The organism is Streptomyces sp. NPDC046831 (genome assembly GCF_040645305.1).
Classification (GTDB): domain Bacteria; phylum Actinomycetota; class Actinomycetes; order Streptomycetales; family Streptomycetaceae; genus Streptomyces.
The window spans coordinates 397959-420951 of the sequence record NZ_JBEYXZ010000001.1 but is presented as its reverse complement, the minus strand read 5'-3'; the positions used below and the strand labels follow the sequence as shown (position 1 = coordinate 420951).

21 protein-coding genes and 3 pseudogenes are annotated in these 22993 nt (G+C 66.8%); 3 read left to right on the top strand and 21 right to left on the bottom strand.

All coding sequences use genetic code 11. From position 1 onward, the window contains the following. Window positions 1-41: 41 nt before the first annotated feature. Both ABZ920_RS01745 and ABZ920_RS01740 read right to left on the bottom strand, forming a co-directional pair. Complete coding sequence (locus ABZ920_RS01745; protein ID WP_361497616.1) at window positions 42-416, bottom strand: CU044_2847 family protein; 375 nt, start codon at window positions 414-416, stop codon at window positions 42-44. 306 nt (window positions 417-722) lie between these two features. Next, window positions 723-1483 (bottom strand): annotated as a pseudogene (locus tag ABZ920_RS01740) (transposase). Between the two features lie 97 nt (window positions 1484-1580). On the opposite strand from ABZ920_RS01740, the gene ABZ920_RS01735 reads away from it, so the two are divergent. Next, on the top strand, window positions 1581-1994 hold the full coding sequence (locus ABZ920_RS01735; protein ID WP_361497490.1) for a hypothetical protein: 414 nt from the start codon (window positions 1581-1583) through the stop codon (window positions 1992-1994). Window positions 1995-2025: 31 nt separating this feature from the next. On the opposite strand, the gene ABZ920_RS01730 is transcribed toward ABZ920_RS01735, so the two are convergent. The 10 genes from ABZ920_RS01730 to ABZ920_RS01685 all read right to left on the bottom strand — a co-directional run bounded on the left by ABZ920_RS01730 (window position 2026) and on the right by ABZ920_RS01685 (window position 11390). Further along, window positions 2026-2232, bottom strand: coding sequence for a hypothetical protein (locus ABZ920_RS01730; RefSeq protein ID WP_361497487.1), 207 nt, complete (start codon window positions 2230-2232; stop codon window positions 2026-2028). A 123-nt stretch (window positions 2233-2355) separates the two neighbouring features. Next, the gene (locus ABZ920_RS01725) at window positions 2356-3129 is read right to left on the bottom strand and encodes a hypothetical protein (protein ID WP_361497484.1); all 774 of its coding nucleotides are present in this window, start codon (window positions 3127-3129) and stop codon (window positions 2356-2358) included. Between the two features lie 10 nt (window positions 3130-3139). Further along, window positions 3140-3904, bottom strand: coding sequence for a TIGR04255 family protein (locus ABZ920_RS01720; RefSeq protein WP_361497481.1), 765 nt, complete (start codon window positions 3902-3904; stop codon window positions 3140-3142). Between the two features lie 139 nt (window positions 3905-4043). Next, window positions 4044-4961 (bottom strand): hypothetical protein, encoded by a 918-nt coding sequence (locus ABZ920_RS01715; protein WP_361497478.1) that lies wholly within the window; start codon window positions 4959-4961, stop codon window positions 4044-4046. A gap of 533 nt (window positions 4962-5494) precedes the next feature. Then, window positions 5495-5926, bottom strand: coding sequence for a hypothetical protein (locus tag ABZ920_RS01710; RefSeq protein ID WP_361497475.1), 432 nt, complete (start codon window positions 5924-5926; stop codon window positions 5495-5497). A gap of 114 nt (window positions 5927-6040) precedes the next feature. Beyond that, window positions 6041-7318 carry a NucA/NucB deoxyribonuclease domain-containing protein gene (locus ABZ920_RS01705; RefSeq protein WP_361497472.1) on the bottom strand — a complete coding sequence of 426 codons (1278 nt, stop codon included), beginning with the start codon at window positions 7316-7318 and terminating at the stop codon, window positions 6041-6043. A 64-nt stretch (window positions 7319-7382) separates the two neighbouring features. Then, complete coding sequence (locus tag ABZ920_RS01700) at window positions 7383-8555, bottom strand: hypothetical protein (protein WP_361497469.1); 1173 nt, start codon at window positions 8553-8555, stop codon at window positions 7383-7385. Between the two features lie 468 nt (window positions 8556-9023). Further along, window positions 9024-9701: a restriction endonuclease gene (locus ABZ920_RS01695; protein ID WP_361497466.1), complete on the bottom strand. Its 678-nt coding sequence runs from the start codon at window positions 9699-9701 to the stop codon at window positions 9024-9026. Next, window positions 9698-9907: a hypothetical protein gene (locus ABZ920_RS01690; protein WP_361497464.1), complete on the bottom strand. Its 210-nt coding sequence runs from the start codon at window positions 9905-9907 to the stop codon at window positions 9698-9700. The genes ABZ920_RS01695 and ABZ920_RS01690 overlap by 4 nt, the downstream gene beginning before the upstream one ends. An 823-nt stretch (window positions 9908-10730) precedes the next feature. After that, a complete protein-coding gene (locus tag ABZ920_RS01685) occupies window positions 10731-11390 on the bottom strand; it encodes an HNH endonuclease family protein (RefSeq protein ID WP_361497461.1) in 660 nt (219 codons plus the stop codon). A 184-nt stretch (window positions 11391-11574) separates the two neighbouring features. Here ABZ920_RS01685 and ABZ920_RS01680 point away from each other — a divergent pair. Next, a pseudogene (locus ABZ920_RS01680) lies at window positions 11575-11988 on the top strand (hypothetical protein); the annotation flags it as partial. Between the two features lie 19 nt (window positions 11989-12007). Here the strand turns inward: ABZ920_RS01680 and ABZ920_RS01675 are convergent. From ABZ920_RS01675 to ABZ920_RS01660, 4 genes are all read right to left on the bottom strand, one after another. Further along, window positions 12008-12580 (bottom strand): SUKH-4 family immunity protein, encoded by a 573-nt coding sequence (locus tag ABZ920_RS01675; protein WP_361497458.1) that lies wholly within the window; start codon window positions 12578-12580, stop codon window positions 12008-12010. 9 nt (window positions 12581-12589) lie between these two features. Then, window positions 12590-14290 carry a nucleic acid/nucleotide deaminase domain-containing protein gene (locus tag ABZ920_RS01670; RefSeq protein ID WP_361497455.1) on the bottom strand — a complete coding sequence of 567 codons (1701 nt, stop codon included), beginning with the start codon at window positions 14288-14290 and terminating at the stop codon, window positions 12590-12592. A 92-nt stretch (window positions 14291-14382) separates the two neighbouring features. Next, complete coding sequence (locus ABZ920_RS01665) at window positions 14383-15843, bottom strand: hypothetical protein (RefSeq protein ID WP_361497452.1); 1461 nt, start codon at window positions 15841-15843, stop codon at window positions 14383-14385. 230 nt (window positions 15844-16073) lie between these two features. Continuing rightward, complete coding sequence (locus tag ABZ920_RS01660; RefSeq protein ID WP_361497449.1) at window positions 16074-16955, bottom strand: nucleic acid/nucleotide deaminase domain-containing protein; 882 nt, start codon at window positions 16953-16955, stop codon at window positions 16074-16076. Window positions 16956-17191: 236 nt separating this feature from the next. Here ABZ920_RS01660 and ABZ920_RS01655 point away from each other — a divergent pair. Then, window positions 17192-17328, top strand: a pseudogene (locus ABZ920_RS01655) (AAA family ATPase); the annotation flags it as partial. 801 nt (window positions 17329-18129) lie between these two features. On the opposite strand, the gene ABZ920_RS01650 reads toward ABZ920_RS01655, so the two are convergent. The 5 genes from ABZ920_RS01650 to ABZ920_RS01630 all read right to left on the bottom strand — a co-directional run bounded on the left by ABZ920_RS01650 (window position 18130) and on the right by ABZ920_RS01630 (window position 22933). Next, the gene (locus ABZ920_RS01650; protein ID WP_361497446.1) at window positions 18130-19347 is read right to left on the bottom strand and encodes a hypothetical protein; all 1218 of its coding nucleotides are present in this window, start codon (window positions 19345-19347) and stop codon (window positions 18130-18132) included. A 2-nt stretch (window positions 19348-19349) separates the two neighbouring features. Then, a complete protein-coding gene (locus ABZ920_RS01645) occupies window positions 19350-20093 on the bottom strand; it encodes an ATP-binding cassette domain-containing protein (protein ID WP_361497443.1) in 744 nt (247 codons plus the stop codon). A gap of 77 nt (window positions 20094-20170) precedes the next feature. Next, a complete protein-coding gene (locus ABZ920_RS01640) occupies window positions 20171-20557 on the bottom strand; it encodes a hypothetical protein (RefSeq protein ID WP_361497440.1) in 387 nt (128 codons plus the stop codon). A gap of 814 nt (window positions 20558-21371) precedes the next feature. Beyond that, on the bottom strand, window positions 21372-21680 hold the full coding sequence (locus ABZ920_RS01635) for a DNA-binding protein (protein ID WP_361497437.1): 309 nt from the start codon (window positions 21678-21680) through the stop codon (window positions 21372-21374). After that, on the bottom strand, window positions 21677-22933 hold the full coding sequence (locus ABZ920_RS01630) for an IS256 family transposase (RefSeq protein ID WP_361497434.1): 1257 nt from the start codon (window positions 22931-22933) through the stop codon (window positions 21677-21679). The genes ABZ920_RS01635 and ABZ920_RS01630 overlap by 4 nt, the downstream gene beginning before the upstream one ends. Between the last annotated feature and the right edge of the window lie 60 nt (window positions 22934-22993).

Sequence of the window (22993 nt, the reverse complement as noted above, 5' to 3'; positions counted from 1 at the left end):
CGTGTCTGCTCTCCCAGCCAGATCCCGGCGCGTTCATCGGGTCACCCTGAGTTCCCGTCATCACTGGGCGGCGGAAACTCGTCCTTCTCCCACCGGACAGTTACGTGCAGGTGAGCATGCGCTCCTGCCCTCGTGATCACGGCCCCGGCTTCCACCGAAAGGTCGACACCGAACTCGACGGTGATCTCGTGAGGGCCCGCCCTGCGCAGCTGATTCACCGCGGCGCGAGCCGCCGTGCCGACCGGTACCAACGCTGCTTGAAGACTCTCCGGAAGATCACGGACGGCCTCGTCAACGCGGCCCGCCTTGATAGGGCCGTCCGCTGTGGACGACGCCTCTACCAGGATTGAGCCTCCACCCTCCAGCGGAACCCGAGCCAAGTGGACCAAGGCACCTCCTCCCTCTACTCCGACCATGCACTTCGCCATGAAAGGAGCGCAGGTCCAGCTCTGGCTGCGAGGAAGAACTCACGCACAGCTAACCCGATCATCATCTAATCCGGAAAGGGATGCATCTCCGGTGAGTCGTCTGATTGCCGCATCTGAGGGATGGCGCCCCTCTGGCAACACGGCCGGGTTCCCGTCGCACACCCCATGACTGCGGTCACCGATGCCTGCCTCAACGTTCGCCAGCCCCGTACCTCCCCACGACGTGGAGCTATCGACCTAAGAGTTGTCCCGTAATTGATCACGGTCGTTCTTGCTGACCTGCCTGCCCGCGGTTCAGCCGGTGACGATGAGGTTGTGGAGGCGGGCTATGCCGAGCATGGGGTGGTGGACGCCGTCGCCTTTCAACCGGCAGTCGCAGAGGATCTTCCAGCTCTTCATCCCTGCTCGACGCGGGCCCTCACATTGCGGTGCGAGGCGTTGTGTTCCTCTTTCCAGGCCGGAAGTTCGGCCTGGCCGGGTTCACGGCGGTGAGGGATGATCAGGCCAGTGCCCTGGTAGCCACCGTCAGCAATCACGATGGTCCGGCCGACGGCGTCCTTCGCACCGGACAGCTCCCATGCCTTGCAGTCGTTGCGGTTCCCCGGGACCGGCCGGCCGACGGCGACGACCAGGCGGGTGTCGGCGTCTATGACGACCTGGTGGTTGGTGGAGTACCGGTAGTTCTTCGACTGCTCCGCGATCGCGTGGTCACGGGTGGGAACCAGGGTGCCGTCAACGATCAGCACGGTGCCCCTCCGGAACCTCTTGCGAGGCTGCAGGGCGAGCAATGGCCTGAGGTGGGCGATGATCCGGTCCGCGGCGGACTTCGAGACCCCGAACAGCGGGGCCAGCTGCCGCAGGGTGAGGTTCGTCCGCCAGTACGCGGCCACCAGCAAGACTCTGTCTTCCAGCGGCAGGCCCCAGGGGCGGCCTTTGCGCACCGGGTCGGCGCCCTCCCGCCGCAACGCGCTCACGAGCTTCCCGAACGGTCGCGAGCTCAGCCCGGTGAACGGGGCTATCCGGGAGGGTTCCGACGCCGTGATCACAACAGCCACGGTGAGATCGTCTCACCTTGATCATGCTCCGGGCCGCAGCCTCTGGCGGGGCATATCTCAGTCGCCCGGACGGGATCCGCGTGAGATCCTCCCGCCCGTGGCTACGGAGATCGAGGTGGGAGAGCTGCTGCACCAGCGCGGCTGGCGGACGGCATTCACCGTCGCAGAAAGAGTGAACGCGTGGGCCGCCCTGGTAGGCGTCATTGAGCGCGGCTACGGCGACGACATCTACGAGTACACCAACGACCTCTACTGCCGAAACTGGCTGCACGAGGCGTGGCTCCTGTTGGACGACTACATCGTGCGGCTCTGGACCCCGCAGATCAACGCTCTGGACGACCGGTACAAGGCGGCGACTGTCGACGACGACGGCCAGGCGCTCGAGCAGTTCCACAGGTTGCCCGGCCCCGACCTGTGGTGGTGGCGACGACACCCTCGCATCCTCACCGGAGACCTCGGGCGTTCGCTTCGCTCGGTCAGTGCCATCGGCGCCGACCCTGACACAGCATGACCCTCAGCCTCGTGATGTTACGGAACAACTCTTAGGCCGCCCGTCCGGGCTCTTCGGTCTCGGGGGCGTCGTCACGCAGTGCTCTAGCGGTCCGCTCGCACGCGCGGCCGATCTGCTCGCGGAACGGGGCGGCCTGCGGGTTGGCCGTCGCCTCGCAGCGCAGGACCGCGAACGCCTCGCCCCTCGCCCTGGACGGCAGCTGGTAACTGCTGAATGCCTGGGTGTGAAAGCCCGGCAAGCTGTGGCGGTGGGGAGGTGGCCAGGGCGTCACGCATATGCGACCCCAAAGGTCGGCGTGATGCCCAGGCTGCCCTCGTCTTCTTACCGGTTGCCGTCTACTGCGAAGGCGGGCGTCGGCAGGTTACTGACTCCTGGTGGGCAGGGATGTGCCGGAGCGCAGAGGTGTGGTGGTGGACGGAGCGGGTGGGGGTGGTGCGTCGTAGTCCATGTCCTCGTCGGGTTCCCAGCGGGCGACTGGAGCCGGGGGGAAGAGCATGTCACGGGCTTGGCGTGCGAGTTCGGCACGTCCTACGGAGTCAGCGAGGTAGTTCTGGCGAGGCTTGCCGCCTGTGTGGGCAGCTAGCCAGGCGCGGGTTCTCGCTTCTCCTTCCGCTTGGATGAGGGATTGCACCAGGGCGTGTGCTTCGTGGATGCCGGCCAGGGAGGCCGCATTAGGGTGGAAATCGCCCTTGATCCAGTTGTAGTAGTTGCGGCGTTGGCCCAGAAGCCGGGCGGCTTGTGTGTCGGAGACGCAAAGCCAGCGGGCGATGTCGCGGATGGCTTTTACGGCGGCCCGCGTGCGCTGGCGCCCGGGGTCGGCAGCGGCCGAGGTGTCGTGGGCGGTCTCTTCCTGCGGGGAGCTCGTCCAGTCGGGTGTCGGGTGTTGTGCGGCGGCAGGGGGCAGGAGCCGCTCGGTCACGGTGAATCCGCCGTGGACCATGGCTGCCCACGTCTGTGACCAGGTCTGGGGCTGCTGAGCCTGCAGGAAGCGCGGCAGGTCGCGGCGAATGGTCTGGGCTGCGGCCTGGGCAGGCTGGAGGTTGCGGTCGGGGCCGGGCGGGTGCATGGTCACGGGTGTCTCGTCGATGCACCAGTCTCTGCTGTAGACGCCAAGCACCCCTTTTGCTACGTCCATCGTTGTCCCCCTAGGCGTAGTACGTGCGCAGGTCTTTGGTGGTGGCCCAGACAAAGGCGCTGCGGGCCATGCGGTGCAGGTGTTCGAGCGAGGCGATGATGGCCTCGGTTTCGAAGGTGCGCTGTTTTTGACGGGAGCAGTCGCTGTCCAGGACGTAGGCGAGGCCTTCGCGGAGCTGGAAGCCGTGGCGCATGACGATGCGGTGGGCTGGGTCGGGCTGCAGGTCGACGACCTGCATGGCGGCTTGTAGGTCGGCGCCGACGGAGGTGTAGAGAGTCTCCTGGTAGAGGGCGTCGCTGATGAGACTGCGCCAGTCGGCGGGCTGAGCAACGTCGGGGTGCTGCAGTTGATTGACGTAGCGCAGGCCGATGCGCTGTTCGATCTCCGGCTGGACGGTGGCCTGGACAGCCTCGACCAGAGTGCGCGCTCTACGGAGGAACGCCTCCCAGCCCGGGTAGCAGGAAGTCTCAATGGTGAAGTGGTCTGCCTGGACGGTGACGCTCCACTCTCCGTCGACGGATTGCATCCGCCAGCCACGCGCGACGGTACCGACAGGCGGGGCGGCCGGAGTTTCGGTGTCCGCAAGGGGGGCGGGCAGGGGCTGGTGTTCCTCGAGTCGGGTGTCCCAGCCGAGCGCGGCGTCGATAGCCAGGGCCGCAGCGGGGCTGCAGGCCGCTGGCAGGGTTTCATGGCGGACTTGGCAGACCACCAGGGAGACCGGGGGACGGGTGAGGTCCAGTTCGTCCACTGGCAGGGCGGAGGGCTTGGCGTTCATGCCTTCCCTCGCTTCCTCGGCCGGCCATCACGTGGGGTTGGGCAACAGACTTTCACGAACTTTCACTCCCGACTATCTCGCGCGGCAACCTGCTCGTCAACACAAAACAGGCAAATTGGTGATTTGGACTATTCGTGCGTCAACTGTTGCTGAGATCGCTGTGCGGGCGCCCTAAGACGGTCAGCTGCAGATACTCGGCGGCCGGATAAGTGGAGAGGTCGGCAAAGACGGGTCCTGTGATCGTCAGACCAGCCATGGCGGCCTGCTCACGCAGCCCGTCCACCGCAACCTGCCACCACTCCCGGCATTCCCCGCTGACCCCTCCCCCGCTGATGACAAAGATCGCCAGCCGGTGAGGGTCCAGACGGCTGTCCGCCTGCACCGCCCACTCGCTCACTTCCTCATCGATACGCACACCGAGCTCTCTGTTCTCAGCAAAGAGCCTCTGGAACGCCAGCTGCAGCGGACGCTGCACATGATCGATGAAGACCTGTCCCATCGCAGGACGGTCCCTGACCCAGGCCAGTGCCTTGCCGAACTGATCACGCTGCGCTTCGTTATCGAAGACCTCCACCGGCTCCTGCCCGGCGAGCCAGCTCTTTTCGACCGGCTGGTCGTAGCGCAGGTCAGCCACCCACAGATCGCTCTGGCGCGCGGCCAGGGCCGGCAGGTACACGAAGTGCCCGACCCTGTTCCGGCGAACGTGTCCCTGCTGCCCGCGGTCCATGTGTTCAAGGTTGACCACCGGTGCGACCTGGACGAAGGGCTTCTTCGGCTTCTTCACGCCCGGTTCGGCGATGTCACAGGTCGCCGTCGTGATGATCGCCCACTGAGGCGCCAGGTCCTCGGGGACCTGCATGACCATCTCGCCCTTGAACTGACCGCTGGCGGCAAAAGCGGCCGATACCGAGTTCAGCGGCTCCTGCACGCTTCCGTAGAAACTGAACGTCGGCGCCGCGACCACATGCCCCTGCACAAAGCGTTCCAGCTTTTCCCAGATACCAGCCGGCCACGACTCACGCGCCGGCACACCATCCACGAAGCTGCCCAGGCTCATGGCGCCCCCGCCCCCCTCAGCCTCACAAGAAGGCCGGTCTTGCTGTCCGTACACCCCGCTTATGCCACTGAGTTACCCCACCAGCACGAACCGTCACCCTATGGGACTCGTCGACACGCGCGCATCCAGCCCCGCCACATCGGCTCGCCGCACCTCAAAGACCAGCGCAAACGCACCGCTCCCCCACACCCAATCACCCGAATGGGCGAATCCGTCAGGCTGCAATTGACACCTGCGCGTAGGCGCCAGGTCACCCTTCTCCGGTGGCGAGACGACGCGCGGCGCGACGGATGCTGTCGCAGCCGGGCAACGCACTCTCTGCCGGCGAGACGGAGCATTCGGGAGAGGTGGTGCCGACCGGGGACGGCGTGTTCTGTGCGGCGGACTCCTCTGGGGTGATGGCCGGCATCTCGAGCCAGCCACTGTGAGCGAGCGTGAGCTGTGCCAAGGAAGGCGTAGGCCCCGAGGCCCGGCTGCCTATCGGGGGCGTCTTCCTATGGGCCACAGGGCCTTCTTCATCCTCTTCCTCGGCGTCACAGGTCTTCGTCGTCGACGGGTTCGGGTTCGCGGGTGTAGGCGAGGTCGAGGACGTATCGCTCGGTGACGGGGCAGTTGATCCATGCTTGGGTGAGCCAGCCGTCCGGGGAGTCTTCGGGGAGCTGGGCGAGGGTGGTGTTGTAGTAGTCGGCGGTGGCTTGGCGGTTGGTCCACCAGGCGTGGCCTTCGTAGACGCCGGGGCGGGGCAGGGGCATTTCGCCTGCGGGGCCGAGGCTGAGCTGGTTGATGACGAGGATGCCGGTCTCGGATTCGATGCCGATGTTGATGTGGCCTTCGGCGTCGGAGGGTGGGGTGGGTGAGGTGTCCCAGATGCGGATGGTGACGTCGACGTCGATGTCGGGTTGGAGGCTGCGCAGGTACAGGTGGTAGCCGTTGCCGGCTACCACCTGTGTGCGGGCGGCTTTCATGGCGTCGTCGTCGCCGAGGTAAGCATCTGCGTCGTAGACCTCCACGACGCGGCGGCCGGGGGTGGCCTTACAGCTGTATTCGGCGAGGAGCGCCATGGGTGGCTGCCTTTCCTGTTAGTTGGTGATCTTGACGTAGAAGGGGTCGTCGTCCAGCATGCGATTGAGGGTGTACGTCCCGTCGAGCCTGCGGCCGCCAGCCTCATTGTCGGCGCCCTCGATCAGACGGACTGAGAACCGGTTGTCGCCCTTGGCGGATCCTTCCTTGGTGGAGGCGAAAGGGTACTCGTCGCACTGAAGGTCAGTGCCGTCGTATTTTCCCCACACCTTCTCGCATTCCTTGATCGACCGATCCCGGTTGGCCTTCTGTATGTCCTTGTTGATCAACCGGTGCAGGGGCTCTTTCGCGCCCGGGACGGTCTTGCCGGGCCAGGAGGGGAAGGTGCGCTCAGGGCGGTTCTGGGCGTCATAGATGTGCAGGGCGCTTTCCTTGACCTCCGGGTCTTTCTGGCTCATGACGAGCTCCACGCGCGCCTGGGTGAAGACGGTGCCTTTGAACTTGCCGGCGACCTTTCCGGCGTAGTCGTAGCGGACGTTGGAGTGGTAAGCGTCAACGCCGTCGGTGTAGGGGGCCGCGTTGGGTGAGGCGACGCTGAGGTCCATGACGACGGTTGAGTAGACGCGCTGCTGCTTGCCCTGGTCGAACAGGGGGCCCTTGTCTGGGGAGGTGTAGGTGAGGCTCCACTGCGGTGTGCGGTCCCAGTCACCGAGCAGTTCGTCGCGAGCGGTGGTCTGCGGCGCGGTCACCTGGGGATCGGGGTCGCTGTTGGAAGCGTCGATGCTGTGGCGGAAGTGCTGGCCGACGCTCCATTTGGTGGCGTCCTCGGTGGGGACGGTCTGCACGCGGATGTTCTCGATGCTGGCGACGTAGTCGACACGGCGGCTGCCGTCGTAGGAGAAGCCGAGAATCCACATGTCGAACCAGAGCCGGCCGATGGAGGTGGTGCCGTTCTTGTCGCGTACGACCAGGTCGTAGGGCCGTTTCTGGCAGCTTTCGAACCGGGACTTGATCCAGCCGGTCGCGGTGTTGGCCTGCGCGGCGTGTGCGGCGCATTGCTGTCGCAGGTCCTGCGGGTCGTCCGGTGCGGCGACTGCGTGCGGGGCGGCGAGGCGCGAGCCGTGCTTGCGTGCGTAGTCGGCGAGCGGGATGGGGTGGTCAAGTCCGCGTAGCTGGTCGGCGGGGACCGATGAGGCGTCGACGAACGCGCCCGGCTTGGAAGCTTGTGCGGTGGGCGGTACGGACTGGGCGACGGTGGTGGCCGCGGTGAGCAACATCAGGGCGGCAGCGGTAACGGCGCCACGGGCACAACGTGCCAGTGCTGCACGGGTCTTCACCTGGAAACTCCTTGCGCGGGTACGGGCTTGGGCGTCGTCTGCTGCTGAGGCCGGGCGACAGTGGTCACGATGCGTCGCACAGATCACCCCAACAGGCATCCAGCAACGCGCCCGTATGCACGGAGTAGCGGGCGGTGAAGCCGTCGAAGCGCCGGTCGGTGCGCTGCAGCCCAGATGTCGAACCGGTCGAGGTCACCGTCCAGGCGGCGTCGCTGCCGGCGGCACGAAGGCGTGCCTTCGGCCCTGCTAGCGCGGTGGGCGGGATGAGGGTGAGCGTGTCGGCGGGGACATCGAAGGCAGTCGCGGCCTGAGAGCGGATGTCGGCGGCCGAAACGTCGGTGCCCGTGGTGTCCTCCAGGCCGCTACTGGCAGGCGGCAGGGCCGCGGCATTGCAGACCCGGACGGTGACCACGCAGTCGGCGAGGCCGGGCACGGTGGCCAGGCAGCTGTCCGGGTCGTTCTCCAGGCAGCTCTGAAGGGCCTGCTGGTCCACGCCGTTGAACGTGCCGGGCAGGCTGTCGGCGGCCGGGCGGCGGGCCGGGGCAGGAGACGTCGCGTCCGGTGAGGTGAGGGCGGCTGCCTGCCGACGGGGCTTGGAGATGGTCCACTGTGTGAAGTTCGTGGCATCGGCGATCTTGGTGGTGAAGCAGCTCGGCGGCTTGTCGGTGGTGCTGCACGTGGGGAGCGTGACGGACTTGGCCACGTTGCGGGTGGCCACCTGCGTCCATGCCTTGTTCTCGCCCATGAACTGCATCCGGTCCGCGATCGACGGGATGTTGATGTAGGTGGGGCCGGTCACCTCGAGGCCGACGTCGATGCGGTTTGGGTTGCCACGCGGCACCTTGAGCTGGCTGGTGGTGGAGCCGACCTTGTTGAAGTCGTACAGCACGTCCCACTGGTTGCCGCTGTCCTGGCGGACGCTCATGTAGGTGTGGTTGCGGTTGTCCGGTATTGTTGGGTTCACGCCGGCCGTGATCGCTGTGGTGCGTCCTCCGCTGGTGGTCAGTTCCGACCAGCGCGGCCCGTAGGTGGACGTGGTCTTGCCTGTTTTCTGCGCGTACAGGCCTATCTCGATGTTGGCGGCGAGCGGGCTGCTTTCGGTGTTCGGGGTGACCCGCAGGTAGTTGGAGGCCTGCACGGTCGCGCTGCCGGTGTCGGTCTGGTCGAAGGTGATCGGCACGTTGCGCCAGGTCGCGAAGCCGCCGATCATCGGCTCTCCCGGCTGGCTGCAGGTCATGGCCCAGAAGGTGATCCGTGCGTTGTAGAGGATGCTGCAGGCATCGTTGGGCGGAGCGGCACTCGCCGGCGGTGCGGTGCCGAGAATCGTGAGTGCGGTGGCTCCAGCGCACGCCAAAGCCAAGAATCTCGCGCGTGAACGCGACAAGGTTCCCCCAAGAAACGATCAAGTGTGGTCAACGGGAACCTACCGCCACACCCTCAACACTTGTCCGCTCATAGGATGAGTTGGCTCGATATCCACGCGTGATCACCGTCACTGCACCGTCATCGACGACAAGGTGAGCCAGGGCAAGCCAGCCCAGCGCCTCGACCAAGACACAGGGACTGGACGGCCGAGGACGCCGTCGTGCACTGGCACTGAAAGGGAGGCCGCAGGGTACCGGCGCGGTGTCCTGGAGGCCGATGACGTGATACAGGTGCTGGCCGGGGCCCATTTCTTCAGCTCTGACCGGGAGACGGCTGCCGGTCAGGCAGCCCGCTTGAGTCGGCCGCTGCGGGCGCGGACGGGCAGTCTGATCAGCTCGTGCAGCGCGGCGCCTTCCTCGGCCCAGCGCCGCAGCTTCTCCCGGTCGACCCAGTGGACCGCATGTCGGTCTCCCCACGCCATGGCATCGCGGGTGAGGAACCCGTTGGTCACAACCACCGCGTGGTCGGCCCTGTGAGCGGGGCCGGCCGTCCCTTTCACCGCGTACATCACCGCGGATCCGACCTTCCCGCCGACGCGCGTGTGCTTGGCCTGCACGACGATCCGTCCGAGGACGGCATGGTCACCAATGACATCGGCGGCTTGGTCCCCACCGCCGCCTACCCTCCGGGCCATCCAGCCGTCGCGGACAAGCAGGTCCCTCAGCGCGTACTCGAAACGCCGGTCGTCCATGGCATCGAACTCGGTGAGCGTAATCCGCAAGGCAGCCAGCCGCGCGTTGTCCCGGCGTCGGCCCGCGACGGCTCGTCTTCCCCGCCAGACAGCAGCAACTACCCCCAGCAATGCGAGAGCCAGGAGTGCCAGCCAGGCATCGACCAGTGCGCCGGCCGCTACGGTGACTGTTCGGAGGGCGATCACCAGCACGGCCAGCGCCACGACGGCCGCCGAGGCGACTTCGACCGGCCCGCGGGGGCGCCGCAGCCGCCATCCTCGGCTCATCGGTCGGCCGGTGCGCTGACGGCCGGATCCGGCTGCGCCGGAGTAGTGGGTGTCGCCGTGCCGAAGCCGAACACCTGCCCCCACAGCCAGGCCCCCGCCAGCAGGCCGGCGATCATCCATCCGCTCATCCGCTTAGCGCTGCTGGGCTTCGGGTTGCGGCGGATGTGCCCGCGTACGTAGTGGAATCCGTCCGGTACCTTGGCCATGTTTCCCCTCCCATCATGCGGCCCGCCAAGCGCGGCCCGTCTCCAGGAATCGGTGTAGCAGCGGGCACTGACAGCGCCTGGCCGCAGCGTGACCTGGCAGGACACCATCCAGCCACGGCCACCAGCATGAATGCGCACCTGCAAGGCCGACGGCCTTTAGTGCGCTGACCGCGCTGCATGCGGTTTCAGCTTGAGAGTTTCAGCTAGCCAGCTCTTGGCGCGCGCCTTGTGACCTATGCGTCGCTGACGCTGTCACCTGCGGGAAGAATCGTCTCGAGTCAGACGGTGTCCTGGTCGAGAACGGCGAGATGCAGCGGGGCGCAAACCTTTGTACCGCCACACGCCGGAGCCGCCCTTGGCCGCGTCTGCAGCATCGACGCCGCCTCGTGCACCGGGGTGCTCGGAGGTACGTACTGCCGCGCCCTTATGGGACGATGACGCGAAGGCCACTCCGGCACCGCGCCCTGTTGGCGGGCGGCGGTAAAGAAGCCCGCGGTCCAAGAGCAGCTATGAGCAGTTGGCGAGCTACATGGGGCAGGCATCTGAGGGGAACACGCTCAACAGGACAGGCCATCGGGGCATGCGCCGGCCTCGTGTGTGGCAGGCGCCCGTCAACGCGCGCCCGATCCCTGCAACCTGTGGGCCCGGCTCCCGCAGCTGTGCTGCGCGCACTCAACAACAGATGACTCGGACTACGAAGTGGTTGCAAGTCCACCGGCGGTAGAGCATTGACACCCAGACGCTGCGCGACGCCAGCCGCCCGCACCACTGGGCGCTCGCACTGTCCCGGGCAGCTGACGGCTTTGGGATCTCTCCCCGCGGGCTACTGCGCTAGCTCGTACGTCACCGTCTGGTCTGGGCAGTTGGCCGCCACCTCCCGCAAGGCCGCCAGCTCAGGCTCGTCGGCTGCAAGGCTCCAGCGGAGCTTGGTTGCGGTCCACTCGGCGGCATACCGGCAGTGCACCTCGGCAGCGGGCGGCAGCCACTCGGAGGGGTCCTGGTCTGCTTTGGAGCGGTTCGAGCGGGCGGTGACGGCGACCAGGCTGGCGTTGGCGCCCTGGTCGTTGGCGTACGCCTCCCGGCGTTGGGCCGACCAGGCGGCTGCCCCGCTGTCCCAGCTCTCCGCCAGGGGCACCATGTGGTCGATGTCTAGGCCGGAGGCCGACGTCACCCACGTCTGGTCGTAGTACGACCACCAGCGCCCGCCCGACAGGCGGCAGCCAGGCCCGACCACAGGGGGTTCGACGGCCTCGGAGAGCAGGACCTCCGCGCGGGTGTTGCAGCCGTCCGAGGGGTTGGTGCCGGCGTTCCAGTGGCGGAAGGCGTCCCGGTTGTAGCCGTCACGGGACTCGATACCTACCGGAAGAGCGGTGACGGCCTCGGTTAAAGGGAGAGTTTCCGCCGCATGAGCGGGAGAGGAGACGGTGAGGGGTAGGACGGCGAGGGAAGCGACGGCCAAGCGGCGCAGCACAGGCTTGAGCATGAGCCGTTGATAGCGGCCTGGAGCGGGGCACGGTCAGCTGTTTGGGCAGTGCGCCGCCCATGTGGGGGCAATGGTCATACCGCAACAGGCGCGGCACGGCGTTCCCGCAGCGCATCACCCTCAAGCGCGTCCGTTGGCCAGCGGCCAGAGCGGAGCGGGCTGATCAGGTCTCGTCATGGCTACGTCCTTCGCCAACACCCTGCTGCGCCTGCTGAAGGTCGAGCCCAAAGGACGAGGTCGCCGCCGTCTTCACCGACGACGAACTCGCCCGCTTGGTCGCCGACTCCAGCCAGGCCGGCCTGCTCGACCCGGCCGACGGCGAACGGCTGCGCGACGCCCTGGAGCTCGGCAAACGCCCGGTCGGGGAAGTCTTGGTGTCGCTGGCGAAGATGAGCGCGGTCGATCACCGCGTCACCCCCGCCGAGCTGGAGAAAGCGGCCACAGGCGCCGGCTACTCCCGGATGCCAGTGGTGGGTTCCGGCGGCACGATCATGGGATACACATCAAGGACGCCATCGGCGTGCCCGACCGGCACAAGCCCTTCCCCCGCACCGCCCTGCACCCGGTGACCCGCGTGCAGATCGACACCCCGCTCGACGGCGATCACGGTGCCAGCTTCAGTTGTACATGCCGCTGCGCAGGTTGTCGAAGAGTTCGGTCCATTCGCTGTACTCGTTGGCGAACGGCAGCGGATCGACTTCGCGGATGCCGGCCATCAGGGCCTCGACCTCACGCCGACGGTTGGCGTCGGGGTCCTCTACGTCGGCGTTGAACGAGGTGATGAAGTCGAGCCAGGTCTTTGCTGTGTGGATGAGTGACGAGATGTCTCGGTGGATGGGGATGACCATGTTGACGCCCTCTGTGTACTGGTACACGACGCCGGTGTCGGGGGCGATGACGATTGGGTTGATCGGGAAGTTTCCGATCTTGACGACGGTCTTGAGGTCGTCGGGCGTCTGCCACCCGCCGGCGGCTTTCTTGGCGGCGTCCCAGATGAACGCCGGGTCGAAGTCCTGCGGCAGGTAGAAGCCCAGCTCGTATTCTTCGGCTCGGGGGAGTCCGACGCGGCTGAGGAAGTCCAGTGTCTCTCCGCTGAAGCCGTACCTGCGGGCGGTGGGCTCGGGCAGTACGGCGACTTCCTCCACCAGCTCGACGTCTGCGAGGGCCTGGTGATCGATGCTGAAGAGCACTTGCTTGCCTCACTTGTGAGATTTACGCGCAGCTTCCATCGCGGCGCCGTCGGACTCGGTCATCATCCCGGCGCTGAGGCCGTGCTGACGATGCCATTCCTTCAGATTGTCCTTGAAGGCCGTATGCTCCACGTCCTTCTTGGGGTCCATCTTGCCGTTTTCGTCGCGTGTCTGATCGTACGAGTGCGAGTGGGTGACCTCGGTGTTCTCGCCGAAGTGTTGGGCCAGCCATTTGTCGCACCATGAGTTGGACTCCTGGCAGGGTTCACGTTCTGTGTACAGGTCGTGGATGCCGTTCGGGTTGCCGTCTCTGAGGACGGGGTAGCCGATGACCCGTTCGGAGTGAACGCCGTGGCTGTGGCCGACCAGGATGAACGGATTGCCGTTGCAGTCGGTGTAGTGCACGGCCGCGTAGTTACCGTTCTGATAGTCGCCCCTGGCGTACCGCGCGATCTGCGTGGCCTCTGCGAGATCGGTCTTCTCGTCGGGGTCGAGCCGCCGGGAGTTGACCTTGGCATCCTTTTGCGTGTCCACGGGATAGGGGTTGGTGCCGGGGTCTGTTGATCGGTATCGCCAGACCTTTCCGTCCCCGCCGACGATGTCCGGCAGGCTCTCTTCGCTGCCGGTGACGCGTGTCTTGGTGCCGTCGCGGTGCAGGCGGTCCACGTGCCCGTTGGCATTGAGCAGGTACATGGGCACCTCCCGCTTGCCGCCGTCGGGCTGGGGGGTGTCTTTGACCTTCTCGACTTGGTCGCGGACGTGATGGTCCTTGGCCTTGTGCGTGGCGGAGGCGAGTTTCACATGCTTGGGGAGGGTCTCCTCGATGTGTTCGCCGACCTTGTGGAGGGCTGTTTTGGCTCCCTTGAGTGCGCCGTGCAGGACCGGGTCGAAGACGCTTGTGAACGTGTCCCGGCCCTTGCTGCGGCCGAAGGCGTTTCGGGCGATGTCCAGGTGCGCGGTGGTGGTCTTCATCTCCTTGCCGTGTCCGGAGACCTTGCCCGCGCCGTCTTCGAACTCGAGATGGTCGATGACCAGCGGCTTGTTCGAGCCGCCGGATGCTGAGTCGCTGCCGGCGGAGGCGAGCTGCATGCCGCCGTGTCCTTTGCCGTGGCCGCCGCTGCTGTCGGCCGGTGCGTGGAAGGCGCCTTCGGCGAGGTCGAGGACCATGTCCTCGACCATGGCCTCCAGCTTCGCGTTGACCGGTTCGGTGATCTTGGCGATGACCTCGTCGACGATGCGGTCCACGGCCTCGTCGATGATTCGCTTGACGATCTGCCGCATCGCGGCCACCTCGCCTGCGCCTATCAGCGCGGAGAGGCCGCCGGTGGCCACGGCGAGTCCCGCTGAGATGCCCAGCGATGCCGCCATGACGCCCAGTTCGATCTCGGCTTTGGTCTTCATCGCGAAGATGATGTCGGCGAGGACGTCGCACGCATCCGCGAACAATCGGGCCAGTTCGGGAAGTTTCTCCAGGTGACTGCCCTTGACCTGGTTCCAGTGCTTCTCCATCGCGTCGACGGCCCAGCCCTCGGAGGAGGACAGGACCCGGGAGAACGCCTTGTGCGCGTCCGCGCCGTGGCCCTCGAACTGCTCGGCGAAGTTCCGCATGGCCGTAGCCATTTCCCGGTAGTCGTCCTCATCCACATTGGGGAAGTTGATCCCGATGAAGTCGAGTACGTCGTCCAGCCAGCCCGGAATCGTGTAGCCCATCCCCCGTCCAGCCCCCTTCTGCGGCCACTGCCCCGTGTTCCATCCAGAGCCTAAAGACCGTCAACAGCTGACGCACAGAGGGGCGTTAGGCGTTAGGGCCCATCTGTGACAATCCGGCGGTCGGGTCCGCGGGAACGTCGTGGTGCCAGGCAGACGAGAGCGTGGTCGGTACCGACGAGGAGTTGCCCCGTCGAAGTGAGGGCCAGCGCTGCTACGGGGCCTCCTGGGCGGAAGGTCCGCACGCGCCCGGTAGCGAGGCAACGGTGCTCGACCAGACCGTCCGACCAAGCGATCGCGAGGGCGGGACCGTGTTCGACGTGTTCGGCGGCGAGCGCGGTCACCGCGCCGGGACGTTCGGCGACCGGGTCGGGCAGGGGCTCGCTGTCCTGCCGCCACACGCGGACCCGCCCGTCGGCGCCGCCGCTGTAGAACAACGTGAGCGCGGCCGGTTCACCAAACTCCCGCACCTCCAGTGCCGCCAGGGCGGTGACGGGGCCGTCGTGCAACGGCACGCTCCGCGGGGCGTACTGCTGGGAGAAGACGTGCACCTGACCTGTGGCATCGCCCACGGCGACAGGGCGGGTGCCCGAGGCGATTGCCGTGCCCGGCATCGCGCGCAGGCGGCCGGCCACGGCATCGAGGAGTTCGTCTTCGAGGGTGGAGCCGTCGTGCAGGAGCGCCGCGAGCCCGGTCGGCCCCTGGCCTGTGAGATGAGCGTGGACGTGGAGCCGGCCTTGCGCGTCCAGGACGAGTGCGGTGCCGTCCGGCCGCACCGCCAGGTCCCGCGGAGCGTGGACGGGCCCAGGCAGGCGCCCCAGCGCAGTCGCATCGGCTTCCATGACCAGGCGCACGGTGTCCTGGTGGTCTGCCACGAGCACGGCGCCCAGACTTCGGCCCCGGCCGCAGGCCAGGGCTCGTACCGGCCCGGGCCACGGGGGCGTGGTGTCTCCGCGCACGCGCGTCCATGCGATCTGCCAGTCCGTTGTGTCGGCGAGAGCGTCGAGTTCGGCGGGCAGTCGAGGGTCTGCGTCCTCGCCCAGCATCGCGCGCAGCGTCAGCGCGCGGTCGGCCGGCGTCTGGTCCCGTATCAAGGCCGCTCCGGCCCGCAGCCACGCGGCGCGCAGGCCCCTGTGGGTGTCCTGCGCGCGCTCAAACGATGCGGTGGTGTGCCATGGGTCGGCACCGCAGACGGCGGCCGCGTCATCGAGGTGGATGACGGGCGCAGGGGCAATCCGCCGTCGCTTCGGGATCGTGGGCTGCCGCTCGGCGAGCCATGCCGTGTGCCGTTGCGGGTCAATCCACTGCGGTTGATCCAGGTCCATCACCGCAGCGTGCAGGTGGGCTATGTCGGATGCGCGCCCACGGCGGTCTTCGACCACGAGGCGGACGTGCTTCAGATGCAGCAGCTCGCCGATCAGTTCGCCGACGGCGGCTGGTCCGGCCGCGCTGTGCAGCTCTGGGAGCACTATCACGGTGCGGCGAGGGTCTTCGGCGACCTTGGTCACCAGCTCGCCCGGCGTACGCACGGACAGCGACAGCTGCTGCGCGAACATCCATGCCGTCGTCGTGGCGGTCTGGCCGGCCAGCGGTACGAAGCCGTGAACGCGGCGGACCGGTTCAGTGCCCGGTCGTGTGCCGTGCTGGATCAGCCACGCCAGGAGAAGGGACTTCCCGGCGCCCTCGCTTCCCGTGATCAGGCACAGGCGTGGCGCATGCGGGTCAGCCAGCCACGCCAGCAGTGCCGCACCGGCGGGTTCCCGTCCGGCCGGGGGCCTATCCCACCTCACCGGTCGTCCGCCTGCTGCTCGGCCGTGCGCTTCATCAGCGCCATCAGACCCGCCTCGCGGTTCTCGGCCTTGGAGGGGTAGTCGAAGGAGTGGGTGAAGTCTGCCTGCGGGAACAGGCGCTGCATCCACACGGCGCAGTAGTGGCCGGGCATCATGCACGGCTCCAGATCGCAGTGCACGCGCCGCACCTGCTGCGGCAGGACACCGCGAGCGGCGAGCTCGCGCCACACGATCTCTTCGGGGTGCGAGCGACCCGCCCCGGTGGAGTCGGTGACGACCTGCTTGTCACCCGAGGCGTCCACATACTCGAACGTGGCCATGAATGGGAAGCTCGTGGTGTGGCCGAGATCCTCGACGACCCGTGGCCACCAGCTCTCACGGAATTCGAAGGCCACGGCATCGATTTGGTACAGCTCGGCATCCAGTTCACGGAACACCGCTGCCGCCTCCGGCATGCTCGAAGCAGCGACGAGCTCCGCCTTGCGCCGGTCCAGCACGGTGAGCGAGCGAACGAAGGCGTCGACGCTTGAGCTCACGTACATGTCCGGCTCCTCCTCACGCAGGAAGACCGCCTGCACCGCGCCGTCCTGCCGGACGCACAGGTGCGCGAGCCCGTCGCTGCCCAGACGCAGCCAGGCGGCCTGTTCAGCGGCCAGGCCGGAAACGCCGTGATGCCCCGCATACAGGCCAAGCGTGATGCCATCGGTGGAGGCTGCGGCCGTGAAGTAGGGCGCGACGTGCAGGGGCACGCCGGTGGACTTCAGCGCGTCGAGCGCCTCGTCCGGGATGCCCACGCCGTACGTAACGGGTACGTCGAAGCGGCGCATTCCCTCCACGCCGAAATGAGCGACGGAAGGATCCGGGGAGGACTCAGACATCAGGCAACCTCTCGCGGCTGGTGGCGGTCGCCCTAGACCCTAGTAGGCCGCCTTGGGCGTCCATGGTGTTCACGAGGTCAAGAAGGCGGGTGCTGCGGATCGTCCGGGGCGGGTAGCCACAATCGTCAAGGACGTGGGAGAGATGGGCAGTCGAGGCCGGGCTTCACCCGGCCTTGGTTCCTTTGGTGACGTATGGGTTGGCCGTGGGAACAAGTGCCAGCCCCAGATGGCTGGACCAGACCTTCACCGACCCGCGCCTCTGCGCGGCCATGGTCGACTGCCTCACCTTCGGGGCAACATCATCGAGACCGGCACCGACTCCTACCGACGCGCCACCACACGAGCCCGAGCAGAACAGCAAGTTGCTGGCTGAAGCCTTCGGCGAAGTTGGTGATGGTGTGCACGGGCCGAGGAAGGTGGTGGTCAGTGAGCCCACCATGCGAGCCTGTGCCCGGCAGAGGCTGGCGTCTGGGGCGACTCTCACGGCGGCGCGGTGACCAGCTGAACCCTCTCGTATCCGAGGGGGTCATCTCTCCGTCGAGTGGCTTACGCGGGGGTGGGCTGAGATAGGCAGTAGGGCAGCCGTCAGTCCGGCCGCGCCCAGGACCGTGGCCTGGATGAGCGCGGGTGCATACCTGGGCTCGTGCAGTGGCCATGCCCAGAGTGCGGGGACTCCGTGGTGGACGCCGAAGGCCGCACAGGCGATGGGTAGGAGAGTAACGATCGCCGCTGCAGCATGAGGGGTGGTGATTGTGCACAGAAGGAGCGCGAGGCCCAGGTAGCCCAGGAAGTTGCGGGCCATGCCCACGGCGAGGACATGGCCGGTCATGGAAGACAAAAGCCAACCTGCGGACAGCATGAACACACTGCAGGCTGCCATGAAGGCACCGTCCCAGAGCCGCACCGGCCGAACGGCGGTCGCTTCGATGGCGCTGTCTCCCCGAGACTGCCCGTGCAGGATGAGGCACACCGGTGCGAGTGACAGCAGAAATGGCAGAGGGAGTGAGAAGGAGACTCCACCCACCACAACCGGCACGGGGACCTGGATGGAGTCGGCGACCGCGCCGAGCACCAAGCAGGCGGCGAGGCTGGCACAGATCGCGGGTACGCGGCGGATGTGAAGCCACCAGGGCATGGATGTGCTGTTCCTGTCGATCGGCTCTTGGCGGCGGACTCAAAAGCGCATGGGGTCCAGGACGGGCGTGAGGTCGCACCGGGTGAGGGTTTTCGTGTTCTGTTCGAACCAGGCCATCTGCGCCCGGGCGGGGCGCTGGAGAATGCGGGTGGCGACTTCTGCTTCGGCCGGTGCGTAGCGTGATGCGACGACCTGTGGGTCCGCGCCGGCTGTGATGGTGAGCCAGGCACTGAGGGGCCCGAAGGCCTGGCTCCCTGGCCATTGCCCGTGCTTGGCGCATTCCGGGATGTCTCGGGGTAGCGCACTCGAGGCAAGAAGGGAGCGAATGTCGTTGGAGGTCGGTGTGGAGGTTGTCGGTGACAACTCGGCGGCGGTGGTGACGCCGAGTGCAGCGAGACGTGCGTGTGCGTCGGTTGCCCACGCGACGACGTCTGAGGCGAAGTCATGCTGTTCGGGCCAGAGGCAGACCCGCGGCTGAGTTCCGGTGCATGTGCGGGAGGCGACGGGACGGGGCTTGGCTGCGCTGTATCCGAGCGGATGGGCGATCCACGCGGAGACAGGCACTACGGCAGCCAGCACACCCACAGCCCAGATCCGCACACCCTTTCGCCGTGCGGTCACCAGCCGGGCGGCCAGGAGCAGACCGATCGCAACGAGCGCAGGAGCGGCCATACTGCGGGGTGCCGCTGTTTGGTTAAGCGCGCAGCATTCGGCCAGATTCGTGCCGTTGAGCTGCCGGACCCAGAAGATGTTCATGGCTGCCGGATAGGCCATCCACACGAAGCTGCCTACCAGTGCCACGGGGACGGCCAGCAGCCGAGGCAGCTTGAGCCCGATGACGTATCCGATGGCGGTATGCGCGGCGACGACCAGCAGTTCCATGCCGAGGATTGCGGCAACGGTCCAGTCGGGGCTGCCGCTGGCCTGCGGCAGGAGCAGACCGAGACTCACTGTCACCGCAAGTGCTCCCAGGAGGAGGGTAGGGGTGAGGACGGCCAGAGATACACCGCTGAAGGTCCGAGTCGGCGCTCCTTGGAGAGCGCGGGACTGCCGGATGCGCTGTCCCTCCCAGGCGGCGCAGGCCGCCACCGCGGGTGCGGTCCAGACCATCAAAGATGCGCTTTGTGCGGCAACCGACTCCCAGTACCCGGTGGTGACCAGCTCGATGACGTTGCCGTGGTAGGCGAGCAGCCACAGGATCAGCAGTATGCCGATGCGAGGAGCAACAGACACACGCAGCACGGTGCGCCACGGCATGCTTACACCTCCTCCTTGACCAGGCCCGCGTAGGCCGCTTCGGCCCGGCGCTCCTTGGCGACCTGGCGGGGCGCGAGGTCGAGGAAGGAGGTGGTTGATCCCTGGAAAAGAATGCGTCCCTGATCGAGGAGGATGACCGAGTCGTAGCTGTCCGCCAGATCCTCCGTCTGATGGGTGGAGACCACGAACGTCACCCGGTCCCTGAACTTCTCCAAGAGGGCGCGGAACGCACCACGCTGTGTCGGGTCGAGGCCGGCAGTCGGCTCATCCATCAGCACCACTCGCGCCGAGTGCACGAGAGTCTGGGCGATTCCCAGACGCCGCAACTGGCCCCCTGACAGATGGCTGGCAGAGCGTTCGGCAAGCTCTCCCAGGCCGACCTGTCGGATCGCCTCCGAAGACCTGTCCCAGGCGTCCCGCCGTGAAAGGCCCTTGAGCCAGCCGGCGTACGCCGCCTGCTCTCGGACGCGCAACCCCGGGACGGGGGTCACCTGCTGCGGCAGCCACCCGACTTGTCGCCGGTATTCCTTCAAATCCCGCCGCCTGCAGGTGTCGAGGTCGCCGAGTCTCACGCTGCCGGTGCGTGGCCTGAGGGCGGATGCGAGAAGTCCCAGCAACGTCGACTTCCCCGCACCGTTGGGTCCCAGAAGCACGACCGCCCCTGACGGCAGGTCGAGCGTCAGATCTTCAAGGACGAGATCCCGGCGCCGGTAGCCAAAGCAACAGCGCGAGACGTGGATGGTCATTCTGGCCTTCTGTCAACTTCTCTTAGCGGCGCGGCCCCCAGGAAAAGCCGGGGGGCCGCCGACGGTCTGAAGCGTTATCAGTAACGGGTGACGACGCTGTTGACGTTGAGCCTAGTGGAGCCGATGTAGATGAAGTAGAACTGCGCCTTCCCCACCTCGCCCCAGGACACCGTGTTACAGGTGTTGCTCCGCTGGCCGTGGCTCACGTCCGGAAGAACGTCTCTGACGTGGTCGAGCTCCAGGGTGGCGCTGCTGGGCCCACCGAAGTTGCAGCCCGAGAAGCTCACCGTGGTGCTCGCCCCGTCAGTGTGGTTGTCCGTCCAGCGACGGGACTCGTTACCCCCCAGCCAGTTGGATATGGAACTCGTCCAACTACCCTCCGCGGAGGCGGGAGGGGCCAGCGTGAAAGCCGCAGCCAGGGCAGCCGTTGCGACGACTCCCGCCCGCTTTACCTTCATGTCCATGTAATGCCTCTTCTCGCAAAACAGCCTGGCAATGCCTTTTCGTCCGGAGAATCCGTGACCGCCAGGAACATATGTTCTAAGTCATGGTGCGGTAAAGCATCGGATGCCAATATCAGTCATCCGGACTGCACGGCTTTTCCCGGGGGTTGGGAGACAATGACCCGTACGTCCCTCCTTGCCAGGTCTGCTCGGAGTCGGTAATCCCCCAGCCAAGCGGACGCCCCATCGGTAGGCAGCCTCGAAGTATGGCCGAGTCCGCAAAGGAGACCACAGGCCGCTTGCGCTCCTTGGGACGTCACGACCGCAGCACGAAGCTGCCGAATCCGAAGTCTTTTGACGGAGGCGGAAACCCCACGGCTGCTCCGGTACTTCGGTGCCCGTACCGGAACCTGCTTCAAGCAGTGGACCTTTGCCGAACGAACATGTCTCATAGTGATCGCTAACCTCGATCTTTCTTGATGGCCCGCCGACGGAGTCGGCGGACCAACTTGTTGCGGGTGGCGGAGGCAGGCTGAGGGCCCGAGTGCCGTCTCGGGGTGGCGCCGGGTTCCACTGCTCCGGGGTGGGTGAGTTGCTGTCGCAGGTCGGGGAGCCCCCCCACGCCCCCGGGTGGCAACCGTCTTCGACGACGCCCGGGCGGTACACCCGTTTACCCGCCGACACATCCGTTCGATGTCCGGCTGGCATGCCTGCGGCGGTACGGTCATCAGCTCAACCAAGCGAACGAGCCTTCCTGACTTCAGCGCCCGGCGATTTGCGGTGTCTCTCCACGTCCTGATCCCCAGAGCCATCGTCAAGTCCTGTGGATCATTGATCAGAACCAGTTGACCGTGTCCTTTAGGAGACGGGCGAACTTCGCGGGGATTGTCGCGTTCACTCGCCAGGTCTTCTCGGCCTGAACGCTGGTAGTTGTCACGCCGGCCTGCCCGATCGGGTTCTCCGCCGCTGTCAGGTGGCCGTTGGCGATCAGCATCCCGACGCTGATCAGCGCGATCCCCAGGTGGCGGGCGGCTTCTGGCTGGGACATCCAGGCGTCGTCCTCGACGCGGTCTGCTTTCAGCGGGAAGTAGCCGCGCTCGCTTCTCCGCCTCGACCGCTCCTGCCGGCGTTCTCGGCCCGTCATGCGGCCGTCGCCTTCGACCGCTCAGCCAGCAGGCCGCGTTCGAAACGGGCGCCGGCGCGCACGAGGGCAACAAGATGGGGTGCGTTCACGACGCGCCACCGCTGCTGGGCGGACTCGACGAGCTTGAAGACCATGGCCAGGGCGGCGGTGCGGGAGCCTGCGCCCCGGGTGACCCGGGTGCGCAGACGGACGGTGGCGAACGTGGACTCGATCGGATTCGTGGTTCGCAGGTGGATCCAGTGCTCGGCCGGGAAGTCGAAGAATGCCAGCAGCTGCTCCTGGTCGTCGGTGATCTTCTTGACGGCCTTGGGGAACTTCGCGCCGTAGAGCTTGGCGAACGTCTTGATCGCCGCCTCGGCGTGGTCGCGGTCCTCAGCGTTGTAGATGTCCTGGATGGCCTTCTTCGGGCCCGGCTGCGCGGACTTCGGCATGGAGTCGAGGACGTTGGCCGTCTTGTGAACCCAGCATCTCTGCTCACGGGTTTCGGGGAACACCTCGGCCAGGGCCTTCCAGAAGCCCAGGGCGCCGTCGCCGACCGCCAGGACCGGGGCGCGCATGCCCCGTCGGGCGCAGTCGCGCATCAAATCGGCCCACGATTCGGCGGACTCGTGGTAGCCGTCCTTGAGCGCGACCAGTTCCTTGGAGCCGTCGGCGCGAACCCCGATGAGCACCAGGACGCAGGCTTTGGCCTCCTCCAGGCGGACGTTGAGATGGATGCCGTCGGCCCACACGTATACGTAGTCGACCTCCGCGAGATCGCGGTCCATGAACGCGGTGTGGTCGGCCTGCCACTGCTGGGTGAGCCGGGTGACGGTGGCAGGCGAGAGCCCCGCCGCGCTGCCGAGGAACTGCTCCAGGGCCGGGACGAAATCGCCGGAGGACAGGCCCTGCAGGTAGAGCAGCGGTAGCACCTCGCTGATCTTCGGGGACTTGCGGCACCACGGCGGCAGGATCGCCGAGGAGAACCGCTTGCGCTCGCCCGTGGCCTCGTCGACCCGCTTGTCGTTCACGCGCGGAACCTTCACCTCGACCGCCCCGGCCGCGGTGGTGACCTTCCTGGGCTGGTGGTAGCCGTTGCGGACCACGAGCCGCCGACCGCTGTCGTCCCGCTGATCGGATAACTCAGCTATGTAAGCGTTGACTTCGGCCTCCAGCGCCGCCGCGAGCATCCGTCGCGCCCCCTCCCGGACGATCTCGTCAATCAAGGAGGAGCCGTTGGCAGTGGTGCCGTCGTCGTTGACTACGCTGAGCACGGGCGTGCCTTCCCGACCGGTGCTGCGAACACCGGCCTACTCGATGACCATCAGTCGATC